We start from the raw sequence: 18,855 nt of genomic DNA on the forward strand, positions 1-18,855 counted from the left end.
TCTCAGACCATGCTGCCCTGATGGGCGGCCATTTTCATTAATTCGCCAAGCGCGTGGAGAGTAAAAATGCGACATCCTTTAGTGATGGGTAACTGGAAGTTGAACGGCAGCCGCCACATGGTTAACGAACTGATTGCCAACCTGCGTACCGAACTGGCGGGCGTTTCAGGCTGCGGCGTGGCGATTGCGCCGCCGAACCTCTACCTGGATCTGGCAAAACACGCCGCTGACGGCAGCCACATCATCCTTGGCGCGCAGAACGTTGATACCAACCTCTCTGGCGCGTTCACCGGTGAAACCTCCGCTGAAATGCTGAAAGATATCGGCGCTAAATACATCATCATCGGCCACTCTGAGCGTCGTACTTACCACGCTGAATCCGATGAGCTAATCGCGAAAAAATTCGCCGTGCTGAAAGAGCAGGGTCTGGTTCCGGTGCTGTGCATCGGTGAAACCGAAGCGGAAAACGAAGCGGGTAAAACCGAAGAAGTGTGCGCGCGCCAGATCGATGCCGTGCTGAAAACGCAGGGCGCGAGCGCGTTCGAAGGCGTGGTTATCGCTTACGAACCGGTTTGGGCGATCGGTACCGGCAAATCCGCTACCCCGGCGCAGGCTCAGGCCGTGCACAAATTTATCCGTGACCACATTGCTAAAGCCGACGCGAAAGTGGCTGAGCAAGTGATCATCCAGTACGGCGGTTCTGTTAACGCCAGCAACGCGGCAGAACTCTTTGCCCAGCCGGATATCGACGGCGCGCTGGTTGGCGGTGCTTCCCTGAAAGCCGACGCCTTCGCAGTGATCGTTAAAGCTGCTGAAGCCGCTAAACAGGCGTAATGCTGCTGTTACCCTCTCCCGCCCGGGAGAGGGTCTCTTCTATAATTTCCCCAGTACTTTAAACCACGCGTAATCAAGCGGCAGCAACAGCAGATAACTCACCAGCGCCAGCGCCAGACAGAGCAGCATTCCCGCGCGCGCAGGCACTTTACCGAGCGCCATCGCCACCACAATCGGCGAAGCCTGATAGGGCAACAGCGGCGTCGAATACCCCAGCACCTGAATCATAATCACCGACAGCAGCGGGAAACCGGTAGCGTCGGCAAAGCTTTGCGCCAGCGTGGTAAACAGCGCCGGGACGCCGTTGGCGGTCATAATAAAATTGAGCGCGGTGGTAATGCCGGTGAGCGCGAGAAAACTGGTGAACGGGCGTTCGGCATCAAGCGGCATCACATGCAGCAGCGCATCGCCCACCGCGCTACCAATACCGGTTTGCGTCACGGTGATCGCCAGCCCCAGAATCCCGGCGACATAGATGCAGGTGCGGATATTTACTCCGCTGGAGAACTCATCGCCGGAGATAAAGCCAACGCGCGGTAGCAGCGTAACGAAAGCGGCTGCCAGCCCGGTCCACGCCGGGCCAATGCCGTGCCAGCTCTCCGTTACCCACAGCGTCAGGACCACCGCCAGCAGCCAGGCGAGGCGCTTTTCATCCCCGCTCATTGGCGTAGAAGGCAGCGCTTCGCGCATCGCCTGCGGTTTACCGGGGAAGAGCCAGCAGATCAGGCCAATCAGAATTGCGCCTTTCAGGATCCCCAGCACCGGCGTGTGCAGCAGCAGATAAGGCAAATAGTTGAGATGGATTCCGTAGGAGCCTTCCGCCGCGCCGCTCATCACCAGGTTGGGGACGTTAGCAGGCAGAATGGTCGCCGAAAGTTGGAAAGTGCCGAAGCCAACCGCTAGCGCCAGGCCATACCACGCGCGTGTGCCCTCATTGATGCCAGCGCGCGCCGCCATCGCTGCGACAATCGGCATTAACAGCGCGATTCGCCCCATGTTAGAGGGCATAACAAACGCCAGCGCATAGCTGAGCAGCACCACGCTTGCCACCATCTGCGGCCAGGAGCCGGTCATCTTTGCCGACAATGCTCGCGCCGCGCGATCCGCCAGCCCGGTTTTGCGAATGGCGACGCCCAGCACAAAGCCGCTAAACACCAGCCAGAAAGCGGACGAGGCAAAGCCGCCAAAAATCACCTCCGGCGGCGCGATTTTCGCGATCATCGCAGCGGTGAAAAAAAGCAGCGCGGTGATGAACTCCGGCAACAGCGACGTCGCCCAGAGAATAATGGTGATACCGACGATAACAGAGGGAAGGAACAGAGGGTGTGAAAGCCAGAGCGACATGCCTGTCTCCTGTAGATTTTTCCAGCAAGTCTACGGCGACAGGCAGAGTGAGTAAATGCGAATTATGGTGGGGTTATTTGAGGATCTCGCACTGATGATCCTGAATCTCTTCCGCCGATGCGCGGTTTAACGCCAGCAGATTTCGCTCTGTCGCCAGCAGCACAAACGAGCCGTCCGACTGCTGCGCCAGCGCCAGTGCAAAGCGTCCCATATGCTCTTTCGCATCCGGCACCTCTTCCGCCAGCATCAGGAAGGGGCTGCGCTGCGCCAGCTCTGCGGCCGTTACGCGCCGGGCTAAATACTCATGGCCAAGCAGCCCGCCGGGGAAGACCAGCCACTGGCTGCTAATGCGCCCGGCATTCTCATTAAGCTTTCCGCGCACGTCGGTACGCAGGCAGGAGATATGAATATGGAAATGGTTCTGCGTGCGGCCAGAGCGGGAGTTAATCGCCAGCGAGACCGCCTCATCCGGGATCGGGCTGCCGCGCCGGGTGCTCATCACATCACGTGATTGCCAGGACTGCCAGAAGAAGTTCGGCGTCGCAGGCTTAAGCAGTACCGGGCTTTCGGTGCCGTTAACCAGGTACGTGGGCATTAACAAGTACTGCAACGGGCCGTTGCGGTCCTTCATTAACACATAGCCGTTTTTGAAATTAACCTGCTCGCAGGGTGCGGGGTTGTTGTGATTACGCATATTGGGCAGGCACTGCTGAAAGACGATTTGGCGCAACGCGTCCGGGTTGCTGGTGAACTTCATCCAAATCCATACACCTGCGGCTGCAACAATAATCAGGACCAGCAGGGCAATCATAAGACGTTTAACAGTTTTCATTTTCCGCTTCCTTTGCTGAAAGAAACGGCATAATAGCGCAAAAATTAAACGAAGCGACACCCCGAATTTGCCGGATAGCACTTACGCCATCCGGCTGGTTTAACAGTAAAAATTACCGCTTACTAATCTGATCAAAAGTGCCGCCGTTGGCGAAGTGCTCTTTCTGCGCCTTGCTCCAGCCGCCGAACACATCATCAATGGTGAACAATTTCAGTTTCGGGAATTCGCTGGCGTACTTCGCCGCAACCTGCGCATCGCGCGGGCGGTAGAAGTTCTTCGCGGCAATCTCCTGCCCTTCTGGCGAGTAGAGATATTTCAGATAGGCTTCGGCCACTTTCTGAGTGCCCTTTTTATCCGCGACTTTATCGACCACCGACACGGTCGGCTCGGCGAGGATAGATTCACTCGGGGTGACGATCTCAAACTTATCTTTGCCCAGCTCTTTGGTCGCCAGCAGCGCTTCGTTTTCCCACGCAATCAGCACATCGCCAATCCCGCGTTCCACGAAGGTGTTGGTCGCGCCGCGCGCACCGGAATCGAGCACTTCGACATTTTTGTACAGCGCTTTAACAAACTCCTGCGCTTTAGCCTGATCGCCGCCGTTCTGATGCAGGGCATAGCCCCAGGCCGCCAGATAGTTCCAGCGTGCGCCGCCGGAGCTTTTCGGGTTCGGTGTGATAACGGAAACGCCCGGTTTTACCAGATCGTTCCAGTCATGAATCTGTTTCGGATTGCCTTTACGTACCAGGAAGACAATGGTCGAAGTGTAGGGTGCAGAGTTGTCGGGCAGGCGTTTAATCCAGTTTTTGTCGATACGGCCGCGCTCGGCAATCGCGTCGACGTCATAGGCCAGCGCCAGCGTTACCACATCGGCATCTATACCGTTGATAACTGAGGTCGCCTGTTTTCCGGAGCCGCCGTGCGACTGGCGGATCACCACATTGTCGCCGGTCTCCTGTTTCCAGTGCGCGCTGAACGCTTTGTTGTACTGCTCATACAGTTCACGCGTCGGATCGTAAGACACGTTTAACAATTGGATATCTTTTGCCAGTACGCTGCTGGAAGCCAGCAGCAGCGTTAAGCCCACGCCCCATTTATTCATTGCCCGCTCTCTTCGGTTGTCAATTTTGATGACACCAGCCTGCCAGAAAGGGATCCGATGATTAAAGAATAAAAAAAGATTGGCTATAACTCTGGGGAATATGCTGCGGTAAAAAAACGCCCTCAGCGGAGAGGGCGTAGTGCGTATTAGTAAAGTTTTTTCGCGCAGTCCAGCCAGTCGCCTTTGAACGGACGCTTCATGTTTTCAATCGCGTCGATGATGTCGTGATGCACCATTTTTTCGTTCTGGATACCGACGCAGCGGCCGCCGTAGCCCTGCAGCAGCAGATCGATAGCGTAGGAACCCATGCGGGAGGCGAGAATGCGGTCGTAAGGCACCGGCGAACCGCCACGCTGGATGTGGCCCAGCACGGTCGCGCGGGTTTCGCGCTGCGTTTCGCTTTCAATGTACTTCGCCAGCTCGTCGATATCGCAGATGTGCTCGGTGATCGCCACAATCGCGTGTTTTTTACCTTTGGCGATACCGGCTTTGATCTCGGCGACCAGGTCTTCGCGGTTGAACTCCACTTCCGGCAGAACGATAAACTCACACCCGCCGGCAATGGCTGCTGCCAGGGTCAGATCGCCGCAGTAACGGCCCATCACTTCAACAATGGAGATACGCTGGTGTGAAGAGGAGGTGTCGCGCAGGCGGTCAATCGCTTCAACCACGGTTTGCAGCGCGGTGAAGTAACCGATGGTGTAGTCGGTACCGGCAACGTCGTTATCGATGGTGCCCGGCAGACCGATGCACGGGAAGCCCATTTCGGTTAGGCGTTTGGCACCCATATAGGAGCCGTCGCCGCCGATAACGACCAGCGCGTCGATGCCGCGCTTTTTCATGTTTTCGATAGCCACGGCACGGATATGCTCTTCACGGAACTCCGGGAAGCGGGCAGAGCCGAGGAAGGTACCACCGCGGTTGATCATGTCAGACACGCTGTAGCGGTCGAGCTGGATCATCCGGTCTTCATACAGGCCCAGGTAGCCGTCGTAGATACCTGCAACTTCCAGACCTTCTGTTAATGCTGCACGGACAACGCCGCGGATGGCGGCATTCATGCCTGGCGCATCACCGCCGCTTGTCAACACACCGATTTTTTTAATCATGACTACCTCTGAACTTAGGAATGCAAAATAAAATTCTGTGGCCCGAAGCAACTCCCACGGGGAGCGAACAACAATGCTGCAAATAGTATCTCAATCCACTACTGCTGAATTGATTCAGGTCAGGCGAAATGGGGGTATTTTATACACAACCGCACTGCCTGACCCACACTTAAAAAACGCGTTACGAAAGCCTCTGCGGGCTTATCGTCCTTGAGGAACAACTGAGCACGGATCCTGATGAATAATCACATCGGAGCCGGGGAAACGGCGCAAAATTGCCTGCTCTACCTGCTCGGCGACAAGATGCGCCTCAACCAGCGGCAGGTGATCGTCCATTTCCAGATGTATTTGAATAAAGCGGGTCGGCCCTGACTGCCGCGTGCGAAGATCGTGAGCGCCTCTGACGCCCGGCCAGGAAGTGACAATATCAACAATTTCCTGGCGCTCTCCATCGGGTAGCGCGCGATCCAACAGCGCCTGTACCGCCTCATACCCCATACGCAACGCACTGTACAAGATATAGCCGCCGATACCCAGCGCAAACAGCGCATCCGCCCGGTGCCAGCCATACCACGCCAGCCCAAGCGCGATGAGAATAGCGCCGTTCATCATAACATCAGACTGATAATGAAGCATATCCGCGCGCACCGCCTGGCTGTGTGTTTTGCGCACAACCCAGCGTTGAAAAGTGACCAGAATCACAGTGCTGATCAGCGCCACCAGCGTGACGGCAACGCCAATTCCCGCGGCCTGCAAGGGCTCCGGCCGAGCAAGATGCTGAATGCCGGTTAAAAAGAGAAACAGCGCGGAGCCGGAGATAAACATACTCTGCGCCAGCGCGGCTAACGACTCCGCTTTGCCGTGCCCGAACGTATGCTCCTCATCCGCCGGTTGCAGCGAATAGCGCACCACCAGCAGGTTGGTGAGCGACGCGGCGATATCCACCAGCGAATCGACCAGCGCCGCCAGAATACTGACCGAACCGGTGTGCCACCAGGCGAAAATTTTAATCACCAGCAGCAGCGACGCCATGATGGTTGCCGCCATTGCCGCCCGTGTGACCAGCCGTCCATAAGATGCTTTCATACACGCTCCTGCTTGTCGTTGGCGGAATTATAACGGATAGCAAAAGGAGCAATGGAGAAAATAGGGGCAGGAATTGCGGGCAAAAAAAACCCCCACATCATGTGGGGGAAGACAGGGATGGTGTCTATGGCAAGGAAAAACAGGGGTTGTTACCTGGTACTGCTACTACTCATTACCGTCAACGGGGAGCTTTTTTGCATCTGCGCAACGTTACGCAGCTTTGCCATCCGTTGTTGGTGCTTCTGGTTTAAAACCGCTTGCTGCTCCGGCGTTAGAAGGTGGTACATCTGGTTGCGGACTTTCGCCATCTCAACCTGGCGAGCAACCTGCTCCTGCGCCATTTTTTCTGCCTGAGCGCGTACAGCGGTTTCATCAAATTTATCTGCGGTGACAAGGCTGTGCATTGTCTCCATTTCGCTAACATTAACAGGTGGCTGGTCGTGCCGCGCCTGTGTCATCAGATCCCGCATCTGCTGGCGCTGATGTTCGGTCAGATTAATACCGTCGAACATATGGCTCTGAACACTGCGCTGTGCAATCCCCTCAGTGGGGTGCCAGTTATCGCCTGTTACGGCTTCAGCAGCCTGGCTAACAGCGCTTAATGTCAGCGTTGAGGCCATGACGGCAGCGGTAACGATGCGCATCATTTACTCCAGTAACCTATTTGTCTCACGAGTGAACGAAAATCAGTCTACGATTCAGGCTGCAAACATGCGTCAGGGGGTGTAAAACAACGTAAAGTCATGGATTAGCGACGCTTGATGACGTAATTTCTGCCTCGGAGGTATTTAAACAATGAATAAAATCCTTTTAGTAGATGATGACCGAGAGCTGACTTCCTTGTTAAAGGAACTTCTCGACATGGAAGGTTTTAACGTGCTCGTTGCCCATGACGGTGAACAGGCGCTCGACCTCCTTGATGACAGCATCGATTTGCTTTTGCTCGACGTGATGATGCCGAAGAAAAACGGCATCGATACCCTTAAAGAGCTTCGCCAGACACACCAGACACCGGTAATCATGCTTACAGCCCGCGGCAGCGAGCTGGATCGCGTTCTCGGCCTTGAGCTGGGCGCGGATGACTATCTCCCGAAACCCTTTAACGATCGTGAACTCGTGGCGCGTATTCGCGCGATTTTGCGCCGCTCCCACTGGAGCGAACAGCAGCAGAACAGCGATAGCGGTTCGCCGACGCTGGAAGTGGACGCGCTCAGCCTCAATCCTGGCCGCCAGGAAGCGAGCTTTGACGGTCAGTCGCTGGAGCTCACCGGCACCGAATTTACCCTGCTCTACCTGCTGGCTCAGCATTTAGGCCAGGTGGTGTCGCGTGAACACCTGAGCCAGGAAGTGCTGGGTAAACGCCTGACGCCGTTCGATCGCGCCATCGACATGCATATCTCCAACCTGCGCCGCAAACTGCCGGAGCGTAAAGATGGGCATCCGTGGTTTAAAACTCTGCGCGGCCGCGGTTATCTGATGGTCTCCGCTTCATGATAGGAAGTTTGACCGCCCGCATCTTCGCCATCTTCTGGTTAACCCTGGCGCTGGTGTTGATGCTGGTATTGATGGTGCCAAAGCTGGACTCCCGCCAGATGACGGAGCTGCTCGACAGCGAGCAGCGCCAGGGTCTGATGATTGAACAGCATGTGGAAGCGGAGCTGGCTAACGACCCGCCGAACGATCTGATGTGGTGGCGCAGGCTGTTTCGCGCCATCGACAAATGGGCTCCGCCCGGTCAACGCCTGCTGCTGGTGACCAGCGAAGGGCGCGTGATCGGCGCGGAGCGCAGCGAAATGCAGATCATCCGCAACTTTATCGGCCAGGCCGATAACTCCGATCATCCGCAGAAGAAAAAGTATGGCCGCGTCGAAATGGTGGGCCCCTTCTCCATTCGCGACGGGGAAGATAATTACCAGCTCTATCTGATTCGTCCTGCCAGCAATTCGCAATCTGACTTTATCAACCTGCTGTTTGACCGCCCGCTGCTGCTGCTGATCGTTACCATGCTGATCAGTTCACCGCTGCTGCTGTGGCTGGCGTGGAGCCTGGCAAAACCGGCGCGTAAGTTGAAAAACGCGGCGGATGAGGTGGCGCAAGGCAACCTGCGCCAGCATCCGGAGCTGGAAGCCGGGCCGCAGGAGTTTCTCGCCGCCGGGGCCAGTTTTAACCAGATGGTGAGCGCGCTGGAGCGCATGATGACCGCGCAACAGCGTCTGCTGTCGGACATCTCTCACGAACTGCGCACGCCGCTGACGCGCCTGCAACTGGGCACCGCCCTGCTGCGCCGCCGTAGCGGAGAGAGCAAAGAGCTGGAGCGCATTGAAACCGAGGCGCAGCGGCTGGACAGCATGATCAACGATCTGCTGGTGATGTCGCGCAACCAGCAGAAAAACGCGCTGGTCAGCGAAACGGTCAAAGCCAATCAGCTGTGGCATGAGGTGCTGGATAACGCCGCGTTCGAAGCCGAGCAGATGGGCAAATCCCTGACGGTCACCTTCCCGCCCGGGCCCTGGCCGCTGTATGGCAACCCCAACGCGCTGGAGAGTGCGCTGGAGAATATTGTCCGTAACGCGCTGCGCTACTCCCACACCAAAATCGAAGTGAGCTTTGCGGTGGATAAAGAGGGCATCACCATCAACGTTGATGATGACGGCCCAGGCGTCAGCGCGGAAGATCGCGAGCAGATTTTCCGTCCCTTCTACCGCACCGACGAAGCGCGCGACCGCGAATCGGGCGGCACCGGCCTTGGGCTGGCGATTGTCGAAACGGCAATTCAGCAGCATCGCGGCTGGGTGAAAGCGGACGACAGCCCGTTAGGCGGTTTACGCTTAACCCTCTGGCTGCCGCTCTATAGACGCGCCTGATAATGCGCCCTCTCCCACCGGAGGGGGCGTTTTTTTATCCGCGCAGCCGCCGGGCGTTATCCTCAATTTTGCCGCTCAGGCGTCGCTTCTGCATCGTGCGCGTCCAGCTTGCCGATAACCCCGCCGCCGCCAGCAGGCGCTGATACTGCTCATCATCAAACGGTTGATACCAGGCGATCGCCGCCGCCTCATGAACGCTGACATCGCTCACTCTTGAGACAAGCTCTAACGGCGCGTCAGCGGCGACTTTGCCTGCGGCAATCACCCGGTAGAGCCAGCCCACGCGGCCGCTCGCCTGCATCTGCGTGGCCATATCCTCAATGCCGAAGTGGTAGTTGAGCTTAAAGCAGGGCGAGCGCGGCTGCGTCACCTGAATCAGCGCCTCGCCCCAGCGAAAGATATCGCCGATAAAGACATTTTGTTCCGTCAGCCCGACGGTAGAGAGGTTTTCGCCGAAGGCGGGCGCGCAGAAAAGCGCGGCCTGTTGCGGGAAGGCTTGCGCCCAGTGCGTGTAGTGTTCACGCGGATAGTGGCACAGCGCGCGATCGGCCCCGCCGTGGTAGCTTTTCTCTGCCTGCTCATCGCCAGCAAGGCCCAGCTCCGTCAGGGTCAGCTCTCCCTGCACCTGCAATTTGGCGATGGCGCTCGGTCGGCTGCCCTCATAATCCCTTATCTTGCCCCTGAAAACGTTAACCTGATGGCGCATCTTCCCTCCCGGAATTCCGTTATTGGTCGCGTTATTAGAGCACACTTTTTTCTCACCCGAAGCGGCGAAAATGAGACATTCATGCGCGTGTCTGACGCCATGCCGTGTTATCACTTACCTTGAGTTTTGAAACGCAATTTCATTAAACGAGGAGAGAGCGACGTGGCCACTACAGTTCCATTTTCTGGCGTCTGGTGCCCTTCCATCACGCCGATGGATCGTGAAGGGAGTATCGATCTGGCAGGCTTAGCGCAACACATTGCCCGTCTGAATGCGGCAAAAGTCGATGTCGTGCTGCTGATGGGCAGCATCGGGGAGTTTGCCTCGTTCTCGCTGGAGGAGCGCTTAATGCTTATCCGCGAAGCGCGGGAGATGTCACCGGGCACGCTGGTAGCAAATGTCTCCTCCCCCTGCTTTTCCGATGTGGTGCGCATGGCGCAAGAGGCCAGGCGCGTCGGGTATGACGCAGTAATGGTGCTGCCACCCTATTACTACGGGCAGACCAGCGGGCAGTTATTGCACTATTTCCGCGCCATCGGCCAGGCGGTTGAGGGCAAGTGGTTCGCCTACAACTTCCCGGCGCGCACCGGCTGCGATTTAACGCCGGAACTGGTCGCCACCCTGGCCGCCGAGTTTCCTGATTTCGCCGGCATCAAAGATACGGTCGATTGCCAGTCACACACGCGAAACATGATCCTCGCCACCCAGGCGGTACGCAGCGATTTCGCCGTGTTGAGCGGCTACGACGAGTACTACATCCCGAACTTACTGGCAGGCGGCGCAGGGGTGATCTCCGGGTTGAATAACGTTATGCCAGAGCTGTTTGTGCAGGCGAGAGAAGCCTGGCGCACCGGCGATCTCGACGGGTTGAGCAAAGCGCAGCAGGAGATCGGCAAGTTTATGGCGATCTACGCCATCGGGGATGATTTCGTCACCACCATCAAAACCGTGGTATCACGTAAATTTGGCTACTCGACGCCCGTCTCGCGCAACGTCGGCGGCACACTCAGCGACGCGCAGTGCGCCATCGTCGACCAGCTGTTTAGTATCACCTCGCGAAGGTAAACCGCAGGCAATAAAAAACCCCCGACGGCGAAGCCGGACGGGGGTTGACCTCACGCAAGCGTGGGGGATCGTGCGAACTTATTTTTTAGCGGCGAAACGTGCTGCTGCTTCGTCCCAGTTCACCACGTTCCAGAACTCTTTGATGTAGTCCGGGCGGCGGTTCTGGAATTTCAGGTAGTAAGCGTGTTCCCACACATCCAGGCCGATGATCGGGAAGCCGGATGCGCCAGAGATCGCTTCGCCCATCAGCGGGGAGTCCTGGTTTGCGGTAGAAACTACAGCCAGTTTGTCGCCTTTCAGCACCAGCCATGCCCAGCCGGAACCGAAGCGGGTTGCTGCTGCTTTTTCAAATTCAGCTTTGAAGTTGTCCACGGAACCGAAATCGCGCTCGATAGCCGCTTTCAGATCGCCCTGCAGGGTAGTGCCGACTTTCAGGCCTTTCCAGAACAGGCTGTGGTTAGCGTGGCCGCCCGCGTTGTTACGCAGTACGGTTTTCTTGTCGGTCGGCAGCTGGTCCAGCTTGGTGATCAGCTCTTCAACCGGCAGGCTTGCGAACTCCGGCAGGTTTTCCAGCGCGGCGTTAGCGTTGTTTACGTAGGTCTGGTGATGTTTAGTGTGATGGATTTCCATCGTCTGCTTGTCGAAATGAGGCTCAAGGGCATCATACGCATACGGCAGAGCGGGCAGTGTATAGCTCATTTTCATCTCCATTTTTAGTCTGGCGGCGGATTTGTTAACGCCGCGTAAGCAGTTGGATCATTATAGTTAATTACGTGATATTGAAAATGTTTATCAATGCCGTAGTTTCTATAAGGTTATCTATTTTAGTTATGTTCTTGAAATTGTGAAGCTGCTCATTCTCATCATGCCCTGATTGCCAGCGCCAGGCGCAGCGCGGCAATCGTCTCAAGGTTAAATCGTTTACTGATTTTTACACTCTGCGAGTCGGCGACCTCTGTCGGCCATAAAAACAAAAGGAGTGCACAATGAGTAACGCGATTACGATGGGTATTTTGTGGCATTTGATAGGCGCGGCCAGTGCTGCCTGTTTCTATGCCCCGTTCAAAAAGGTCAAACAGTGGTCATGGGAGACGATGTGGTCGATAGGCGGCCTTGTCTCCTGGGTAGTCCTCCCCTGGAGCGTCAGCGCGCTGTTACTGCCCGATTTCTGGGCCTATTTCAGCTCGTTTAACGCCTCCACCCTGCTGCCGGTGTTTCTCTTTGGCGCGATGTGGGGCGTCGGCAATATCAATTACGGTTTAACGATGCGCTATCTCGGCATGTCGATGGGTATCGGTATCGCTATCGGCATCACGCTGATTGTCGGCACCCTGATGACACCGGTGCTCAACGGCACTTTCGGCGTGCTGATCCATACCGAAGGAGGTCGAATGACGCTGCTTGGCGTGCTGGTTGCCCTGATTGGCGTCGGCATTGTGACGCGCGCCGGTCAGTTGAAAGAGCGCAAAATGGGCATCAAAGCCGAAGAGTTCAATCTGAAGAAAGGGCTGGCGCTGGCGGTCATGTGCGGCATCTTCTCAGCCGGGATGTCCTTTGCGATGAACGCCGCCAAACCGATGCACGATGCCGCCGCCGCGCTGGGCATCGATCCGCTCTATACCGCGCTGCCAAGCTATGTGGTGATCATGGGCGGCGGCGCGCTGGTCAACCTTGGCTTCTGCATCATCCGGCTGGTAAAAGTGAAGAACTTATCGGTCAAAGCGGACTTCTCGCTGGCAACGCCGTTGATTATCAGCAACATCCTGCTCTCCGCGCTTGGCGGGCTGATGTGGTATCTGCAATTCTTCTTCTACGCCTGGGGCCACGCCCGTATTCCGGCGCAGTATGACTACATCAGCTGGATGCTGCACATGAGTTTCTACGTGCTGTGCGGCGGCATTGTCGGGCTGGTGCTGAAGGAGTGGAAAAATGCCGGACGTCAGCCGGTCAGCGTGCTGAGCCTCGGCTGCGTGGTGATTATTATCGCGGCCAATATTGTCGGCCTCGGTATGGCGAGCTAATCAGACGGCGGCGCGACTGCGATGACGCCACTGTCCTGGCGTCATCCCCACTTCGCGGCTAAAGACCACCGAAAAGTAGTTACTGTCCTCAAACCCGCACTGCATGGCGATTTCGCCAATCATCTGCTCCGAGTGCTGGAGCAGATATTGCGCGTGGCAGATGCGCAGCTGGCGCAGATAGTGATTGATGGTCATGCCGGTCTGGGTGCGAAACTGCTGGCGCAGGGCGCGCTCGCTGCACTGCTCCTGCTCGCAAAACTGTTCAAGCACAAAGCTGCGGTTCAGGCTGCCGGAAAGGGCGGTGATCAGCTTATCCAGCAGCGCTTCGCTGTGAGTGGCGGCAAGGTTATCGGCGGCGAAACGGTGGCGTTTTAAGGTCATCACCAGCTGGGCAAAGAGCGTTTCCGCCATTCCATTCGCCAGCGGATCGCTCTTATTGCTCTCATGCTCCAGCTGGGCGATCACCTGGCGGGCCTGCGTCATGCCGCTGCTGCCAATGCGCCAGTGCGGGCTCCACGCTCCGCCGCTAAAGCCCGGGATCAGCCCCGCCCAGTCCAGATTGAGCGTCAGCCGCTCCGGGCAGTAGATGATGTTCTGCAACACCAGATCGTTAACCGAGGCGTAAGAGTGGCAATCCTCGGCGCGGATATAGAAGAGATCGCCGCGCGTAATGCGGTACGGGCGGTTGTTAAGCACATGCAGGCCATTGCCGCGCCACACCATCACCAGCTCATTAAACTCGTGGGTGTGTTCGGCAAACACATGTTGCGGGTAGCGATCCGCCACCGCCACCGCCTGACCGGCGCGCGGAAAAAAGTCGTCCCGACGAAGAATAAGCTGGCCTGTCACATCATCACCTCTGCGTGCACTAACCTGACATTATTAGCCAAAGCGCAGCCAAAAATCGGTGATTCTCTTCTCGTTACTGAAGCAGCGTATCGCGCCCCTGACGGATCTCGCGCGGAGACCAGCTAAACTCGCGGCGAAACAGGGTCGAAAAGTGGTTACTGTCGCCAAACCCGCAGCGAAAAGCGATATCCGTTACGCTCTCATCGCTGTGGCGCAACATATGGCGGGCTTTGATCAGCCGCAGGCGGTTCAGATAGCGCTGCGGCGTCATGCCGGTGGTCTGTTTAAGCTGGCGATGCAGCGTGCGCAACGAGAGCGTGAAGCGCTCGGCAAGCGACGCCCAGCAGATATCCTCGGCGAAGTGATCCTCCAGCCACAGCAGCAATTGGTTAAGCCGCGCGTCGCTGTTGCCCATCTCCGCCTGCTGGCTGCTACGGCGCAGCAGCACCAGCAACTGCATAAAGAGCATTTCGCGGTTAGCAATATCGTGGGTTTCCAGCTCCGCGCCCTGCGCCTCCATCTGGCTGATAATGCCGCGCACCTGCCCCAGCGTCTGCTGGCTCACCCGCCAGTGCGACGGGTAGTGCCCCTCCTGCTCCTGCGGTAACAGCTGGTTTAACCCGGCAAGGAACTGGAAAGCGTCCGGCGAGCGGTAGAGCACGTTGGTCAGGCAGAGATTATCCGTATGTTCATAGAGATGGCGGTCGTGATCGCGCACAAAGCAGACCGTGCCGCCGCTGATGGTGTAAGGCTGACCGTTAAAGACATGAATGCCGGAACCATGCTCAACAATCACAATTTCATGAAAATCATGATGATGCTCAGGGAAAGCCGCCTGCGGCAGCCGCGGCTCAATGGCAACCGGTGATTTACCTGGCGGAAAGAAATCGACGCTATGCAGTATGGTCATGATCGCCCCAGCAAATGAGAAACAGTCTCAAAATAGTAATTAAGGGCGGCCAACCTCACCTTTAATTTTCGACGCCATTTCGCGCATAAGCTGCCCGTTTTTCAAGAAACGCCCGGAAAGATCGGGAAATGTGGCGAGAGTCACAATGGCGTAAGACCCCGTCATCACTGGAATATGTGAACTCTCTCACGTTCATCTTTGCTTTCTTGCCAGCGCCCCTTCGCCGCTGTCAGTAGCAAGAAGGTAGACCCCACGCCCCCTTTTTTAGACTGTCCGCAATGACTCTTTGAAGGACCTCATCATGACTTTTCGCCACTGCGTCGCAGTTGATTTAGGTGCCTCCAGCGGACGGGTAATGCTGGCGCGTTACGATCGCCAGAGCCGGGCGCTGACGCTTCAGGAAATTCACCGCTTTGTTAACTGCTTACAGAGAGTTGATGGATTCGACTGCTGGGATATCGACCGCCTGGAAGCCGAGATCCGCAGCGGGCTGCAAAAGGTATGCGAATCCGGCGTACAGCCTGACAGCATCGGCATTGATACCTGGGGCGTCGATTATGTGCTGATTAACCGCGCGGGTGAACGCGTCGGTCTGCCAATCGCCTACCGCGACAGCCGCACCGACGGCATTATGCAGCGCGCTTTCCAGCAGCCGGGCAAAGCCGATATCTATCGCCGCAGCGGCATCCAGTTTCTCCCCTTCAACACGCTCTATCAACTGCGCGCGCTGGCGGAACAGCAGCCGCAAACCGTAGAGCAGGTGGAGCACGCCCTGCTGATCCCAGACTACTTCAGCTTCCGCCTCACCGGGCAGTGCAACTGGGAGTACACCAACGCCACCACCACACAACTGGTCAATATCAACACCGACAACTGGGACGCCACGCTGCTCGACTGGGCTGGCGTGCCCGCAAGCTGGTTCGGTACACCGACCCATCCGGGGAATGTGATTGGCGACTGGATCTGCCCGCAGGGCAACGCTATTCCGGTGGTCGCCGTGGCCAGCCACGATACCGCCAGCGCAGTGATCGCCTCGCCGCTGGCCGATAACGATGCGGCATATCTCTCTTCCGGCACCTGGTCATTGATGGGCTTTGAGAGCAAAACGCCCTACACCAGCGACGCCGCGCTCGCCGCCAATATCACCAATGAGGGCGGTGCCGAGGGGCGTTACCGGGTGCTGAAAAATATCATGGGCTTATGGCTGCTACAGCGGGTGCTGAAAGAGCAGAACATCAGCGACCTGCCCGCGCTTATCGCCCTCACCGAACAGATCGCGGTCTGCCGCTTCGTCATCAACCCCAACGACGAGCGCTTTATCAACCCGGAGAACATGAGTGCCGAGATCCAGGCCGCCTGCCGCGACGCGGATCAACCCGTGCCGCAGAGCGCTGCCGAGCTGGCGCGCTGCATCTTCGACAGCCTCGCCCTGCTCTATGCCGATGTGCTGAGCGAGCTGGCAACGCTGCGCGGTAAGCCCTTTACTCGCCTGCACATTGTCGGCGGCGGTTGCCAGAACAAACTGCTGAACCAGCTTTGCGCCGACGCCTGCGGTTTGCCGGTGGTCGCCGGGCCGGTTGAAGCCTCAACGCTCGGCAATATTGGCATACAGCTAATGACGCTTGATGAGCTGACCAACGTCGATGAGTTCCGTCAGGTGGTGGCGGCTAACCACCCCCTGCTCACCTTTACCCCCGATTCTGATAATGAAATCGCCCGCTATGTCGCGCGTTTTCAGCAAAAACGACAGACAAAGGAGCTTTGCGCATGACCACTCAACTTGAACAGGCCTGGGAGATTGCCAGAGAGCGTTTTGCCGCGGTCGGCATCGATGCCGAGGAGGCACTGCGTCAGCTCGATCGCCTGCCGGTCTCGATGCACTGCTGGCAGGGCGACGATGTGGCCGGGTTCGAAAACCCGGAAGGCAGCCTGACCGGCGGTATTCAGGCCACCGGTAACTATCCGGGTAAAGCGCGCAACGCCGCCGAATTACGCGCCGATCTTGAGCAGGCGCTGAGCCTGATCCCCGGCCCTAAGCGCCTCAATCTGCATGCTATTTATCACGAAGCCGATGCGCCCGTGGCGCGTAACGAGATCAAACCGGAGCACTTTAAAAACTGGGTTACGTGGGCGAAAGCCAACAAACTGGGGCTCGATTTTAACCCCTCCTGTTTTTCGCACCCGCTCAGCGCGGATGGTTTTACCCTCTCCCACGCCAATGATGAGGTGCGCCAGTTCTGGATTGATCACGTGAAGGCCAGCCGCCGCGTCTCTGCCTCCTTCGGCGAGCAGCTCGGCACGCCGTCGGTGATGAATATCTGGGTGCCGGACGGCATGAAGGATGTCACCGTCGATCGCCTGGCCCCGCGCCAGCGTCTGCTCGCCGCGCTGGACGAAGCGATGAGCGAGAAACTGAACCCGGCGCACCATATCGACGCCGTGGAGAGTAAGTTGTTCGGCATCGGTGCCGAGAGCTACACCGTCGGCTCGAATGAGTTCTATATGGGATACGCCACCAGCCGCCAGACTGCGCTCTGCCTGGATGCGGGCCACTTCCACCCGACGGAGGTGATCTCCGACAAAATCTCCGCCGCCATGCTCTATGTGCCGCGCCTGCTGCTGCACGTCAGCCGCCCGGTGCGCTGGGACAGCGATCACGTGGTGCTGCTGGATGATGAAACCCAGGCCATTGCCAGCGAGATCATTCGCCACCAGCTGTTCGACCGCGTGCATATCGGCCTCGACTTCTTTGACGCCTCTATCAACCGTATCGCCGCGTGGGTGATTGGCACCCGCAATATGAAAAAAGCGCTGCTGCGCGCTCTGCTCGAGCCGGTTGAACAGCTGCGCCAGCTGGAAGCCGACGGCGATTACACCGCGCGCCTTGCACTGCTCGAAGAGCAGAAATCCCTGCCGTGGCAGGCGGTGTGGGAGATCTATTGCCAGCGCCACGACACCCCCGCCGGCAGCCAGTGGCTTGAGAGCGTGCGGGCGTATGAGCAAGCGGTATTACGCCAGCGCCAGTGAAGCAGTGCCGGATGGCGGCTTACGCCTTATCCGGCCTACAAAAGAGGCGCACCGCCTAACGAACGCTGTGCCGGATGGCGGCTTGCGCCTTATCCGGCCTACAAAACCGACGTACCGCCTAACGAATGCTGTGCCGGATGGCGGATTACAGAGAAACCGATTCACGTAGGCCGGATAAGCGCAGCGCCATCCGGCAACAGAACCAACAGGAACTCCATACATGCAGACCATTATTAACGCCTGGTTCGTCCAGGGGATGATCAAAGCGACGACCGACGCCTGGCTGAAGGGCTGGGACGAGCGCAACGGCGGCAACCTGACCCTGCGTCTCGACGATGCAGATATTGCGCCCTATGAAGCAGATTTCCACCCGCAGCCGCGCTACATTCCCCTCAGCCAGCCAATGCCGCTGCTCGCCAACACGCCCTTTATAGTCACCGGCTCCGGCAAATTTTTCCGCAACGTGCAGCTCGATCCAACGGCCAACCTTGGCGTGGTCAAAGTCGACAGCGACGGCGCCGGTTACCACATCCTGTGGGGGCTGACTAACGAAGCGGTGCCCACCTCCGAACTGCCGGCGCACTTCTTGTCCCACTGCGAGCGCATCCAGGCGACCGGTGGCAAAGATCGGGTGATCATGCACTGCCACGCCACCAACCTTATCGCCCTGACCTACGTGCTGGAAAACAGCTCAGATTTGATTACCCGCAAGCTGTGGGAAGGGAGCACCGAGTGCCTGGTGGTCTTCCCGGACGGCGTCGGCATTCTGCCGTGGATGGTGCCGGGCACCGATGAAATCGGCCGCGCCACCGCCAACGACATGCAGAAACATTCGCTGGTGCTGTGGCCGTTCCACGGCGTTTTCGGCAGCGGCCCGACGCTGGATGAAGCTTTTGGCCTGATCGACACCGCGGAAAAATCCGCCGAGGTATTAGTCAAAGTCTATTCGATGGGCGGTATGAAACAGACCATCACCCGTGAAGAACTGATCGCACTGGGCAAACGCTTCGGCGTCAACCCGCTGCAATCGGCGTTAGATCTGTACCACTAAAAAAACGCGCCCCGCTCACGCAGACGGGGCGAACTCTGTTCACCTGCAAAAAACC

Annotated in this window: 18 protein-coding genes; 8 read left to right on the forward strand and 10 right to left on the reverse strand. The window is 57.6% G+C overall.

Going from position 1 to position 18,855, the window contains the following annotated elements; genetic code table 11:
* The first annotated feature begins 66 nt into the window (after window positions 1-66).
* Entirely contained in the window at window positions 67-834 is a 768-nt protein-coding gene (gene tpiA / locus ACWPW2_RS21975; protein ID WP_023479339.1) for a triose-phosphate isomerase, read from the forward strand.
* A gap of 39 nt (window positions 835-873) precedes the next feature.
* On the opposite strand, the gene ACWPW2_RS21980 is transcribed toward tpiA, so the two are convergent.
* From ACWPW2_RS21980 to cpxP, 6 genes are all read right to left on the reverse strand, one after another.
* Window positions 874-2,178 (reverse strand): SLC13 family permease, encoded by a 1,305-nt coding sequence (locus ACWPW2_RS21980; protein WP_054804132.1) that lies wholly within the window; start codon window positions 2,176-2,178, stop codon window positions 874-876.
* A gap of 73 nt (window positions 2,179-2,251) precedes the next feature.
* Window positions 2,252-3,010: a CDP-diacylglycerol diphosphatase gene (locus tag ACWPW2_RS21985; RefSeq protein WP_454125445.1), complete on the reverse strand. Its 759-nt coding sequence runs from the start codon at window positions 3,008-3,010 to the stop codon at window positions 2,252-2,254.
* A 112-nt stretch (window positions 3,011-3,122) separates the two neighbouring features.
* On the reverse strand, window positions 3,123-4,112 hold the full coding sequence (locus ACWPW2_RS21990; RefSeq protein WP_124970974.1) for a sulfate ABC transporter substrate-binding protein: 990 nt from the start codon (window positions 4,110-4,112) through the stop codon (window positions 3,123-3,125).
* A 146-nt stretch (window positions 4,113-4,258) separates the two neighbouring features.
* Window positions 4,259-5,221, reverse strand: coding sequence for a 6-phosphofructokinase (gene pfkA, locus ACWPW2_RS21995; RefSeq protein WP_023479317.1), 963 nt, complete (start codon window positions 5,219-5,221; stop codon window positions 4,259-4,261).
* 201 nt (window positions 5,222-5,422) lie between these two features.
* A complete protein-coding gene (gene fieF / locus ACWPW2_RS22000; RefSeq protein WP_023479353.1) occupies window positions 5,423-6,307 on the reverse strand; it encodes a CDF family cation-efflux transporter FieF in 885 nt (294 codons plus the stop codon).
* 149 nt (window positions 6,308-6,456) lie between these two features.
* The gene (gene cpxP, locus ACWPW2_RS22005) at window positions 6,457-6,951 is read right to left on the reverse strand and encodes a cell-envelope stress modulator CpxP (protein ID WP_023479354.1); all 495 of its coding nucleotides are present in this window, start codon (window positions 6,949-6,951) and stop codon (window positions 6,457-6,459) included.
* Between the two features lie 151 nt (window positions 6,952-7,102).
* Here cpxP and cpxR point away from each other — a divergent pair, with 151 nt between their 5' ends.
* Entirely contained in the window at window positions 7,103-7,801 is a 699-nt protein-coding gene (gene cpxR, locus ACWPW2_RS22010) for an envelope stress response regulator transcription factor CpxR (RefSeq protein WP_034812606.1), read from the forward strand.
* On the forward strand, window positions 7,798-9,171 hold the full coding sequence (cpxA, locus tag ACWPW2_RS22015; protein WP_023479308.1) for an envelope stress sensor histidine kinase CpxA: 1,374 nt from the start codon (window positions 7,798-7,800) through the stop codon (window positions 9,169-9,171). Before cpxR ends, cpxA begins: the two co-directional genes overlap by 4 nt.
* Before the next feature lie 34 nt (window positions 9,172-9,205).
* On the opposite strand, the gene yiiM is transcribed toward cpxA, so the two are convergent.
* Entirely contained in the window at window positions 9,206-9,877 is a 672-nt protein-coding gene (gene yiiM / locus ACWPW2_RS22020) for a 6-hydroxyaminopurine reductase (RefSeq protein WP_454125449.1), read from the reverse strand.
* Window positions 9,878-10,039: 162 nt separating this feature from the next.
* On the opposite strand from yiiM, the gene ACWPW2_RS22025 reads away from it, so the two are divergent.
* Window positions 10,040-10,942 (forward strand): dihydrodipicolinate synthase family protein, encoded by a 903-nt coding sequence (locus ACWPW2_RS22025; RefSeq protein WP_454125451.1) that lies wholly within the window; start codon window positions 10,040-10,042, stop codon window positions 10,940-10,942.
* Window positions 10,943-11,020: 78 nt separating this feature from the next.
* On the opposite strand, the gene sodA is transcribed toward ACWPW2_RS22025, so the two are convergent.
* Window positions 11,021-11,641 (reverse strand): superoxide dismutase [Mn], encoded by a 621-nt coding sequence (sodA, locus tag ACWPW2_RS22030; RefSeq protein WP_023479369.1) that lies wholly within the window; start codon window positions 11,639-11,641, stop codon window positions 11,021-11,023.
* Window positions 11,642-11,928: 287 nt separating this feature from the next.
* Here sodA and rhaT point away from each other — a divergent pair, with 287 nt between their 5' ends.
* Complete coding sequence (gene rhaT, locus ACWPW2_RS22035; RefSeq protein WP_454125453.1) at window positions 11,929-12,963, forward strand: L-rhamnose/proton symporter RhaT; 1,035 nt, start codon at window positions 11,929-11,931, stop codon at window positions 12,961-12,963.
* On the opposite strand, the gene rhaR is transcribed toward rhaT, so the two are convergent.
* Both rhaR and rhaS read right to left on the reverse strand, forming a co-directional pair.
* The gene (gene rhaR, locus ACWPW2_RS22040) at window positions 12,964-13,812 is read right to left on the reverse strand and encodes an HTH-type transcriptional activator RhaR (RefSeq protein ID WP_312121707.1); all 849 of its coding nucleotides are present in this window, start codon (window positions 13,810-13,812) and stop codon (window positions 12,964-12,966) included.
* 73 nt (window positions 13,813-13,885) lie between these two features.
* The gene (gene rhaS, locus ACWPW2_RS22045) at window positions 13,886-14,722 is read right to left on the reverse strand and encodes an HTH-type transcriptional activator RhaS (RefSeq protein WP_023479306.1); all 837 of its coding nucleotides are present in this window, start codon (window positions 14,720-14,722) and stop codon (window positions 13,886-13,888) included.
* A 301-nt stretch (window positions 14,723-15,023) separates the two neighbouring features.
* Between rhaS and rhaB the strand changes: the two genes are divergently transcribed.
* The 3 genes from rhaB (at window position 15,024) to rhaD (ending at window position 18,800) form a co-directional block, all read left to right on the forward strand.
* Entirely contained in the window at window positions 15,024-16,493 is a 1,470-nt protein-coding gene (gene rhaB / locus ACWPW2_RS22050) for a rhamnulokinase (protein ID WP_454125456.1), read from the forward strand.
* Complete coding sequence (locus tag ACWPW2_RS22055) at window positions 16,490-17,749, forward strand: L-rhamnose isomerase (protein WP_454125458.1); 1,260 nt, start codon at window positions 16,490-16,492, stop codon at window positions 17,747-17,749. Before rhaB ends, ACWPW2_RS22055 begins: the two co-directional genes overlap by 4 nt.
* A 220-nt stretch (window positions 17,750-17,969) precedes the next feature.
* Window positions 17,970-18,800, forward strand: a complete 831-nt coding sequence (rhaD, locus tag ACWPW2_RS22060; RefSeq protein ID WP_023479304.1) for a rhamnulose-1-phosphate aldolase — start codon at window positions 17,970-17,972, stop codon at window positions 18,798-18,800.
* The last annotated feature ends 55 nt before the right edge of the window (window positions 18,801-18,855 follow it).

The sequence above is a fragment of the Kosakonia sp. Marseille-Q7440 genome, assembly GCF_965119485.1.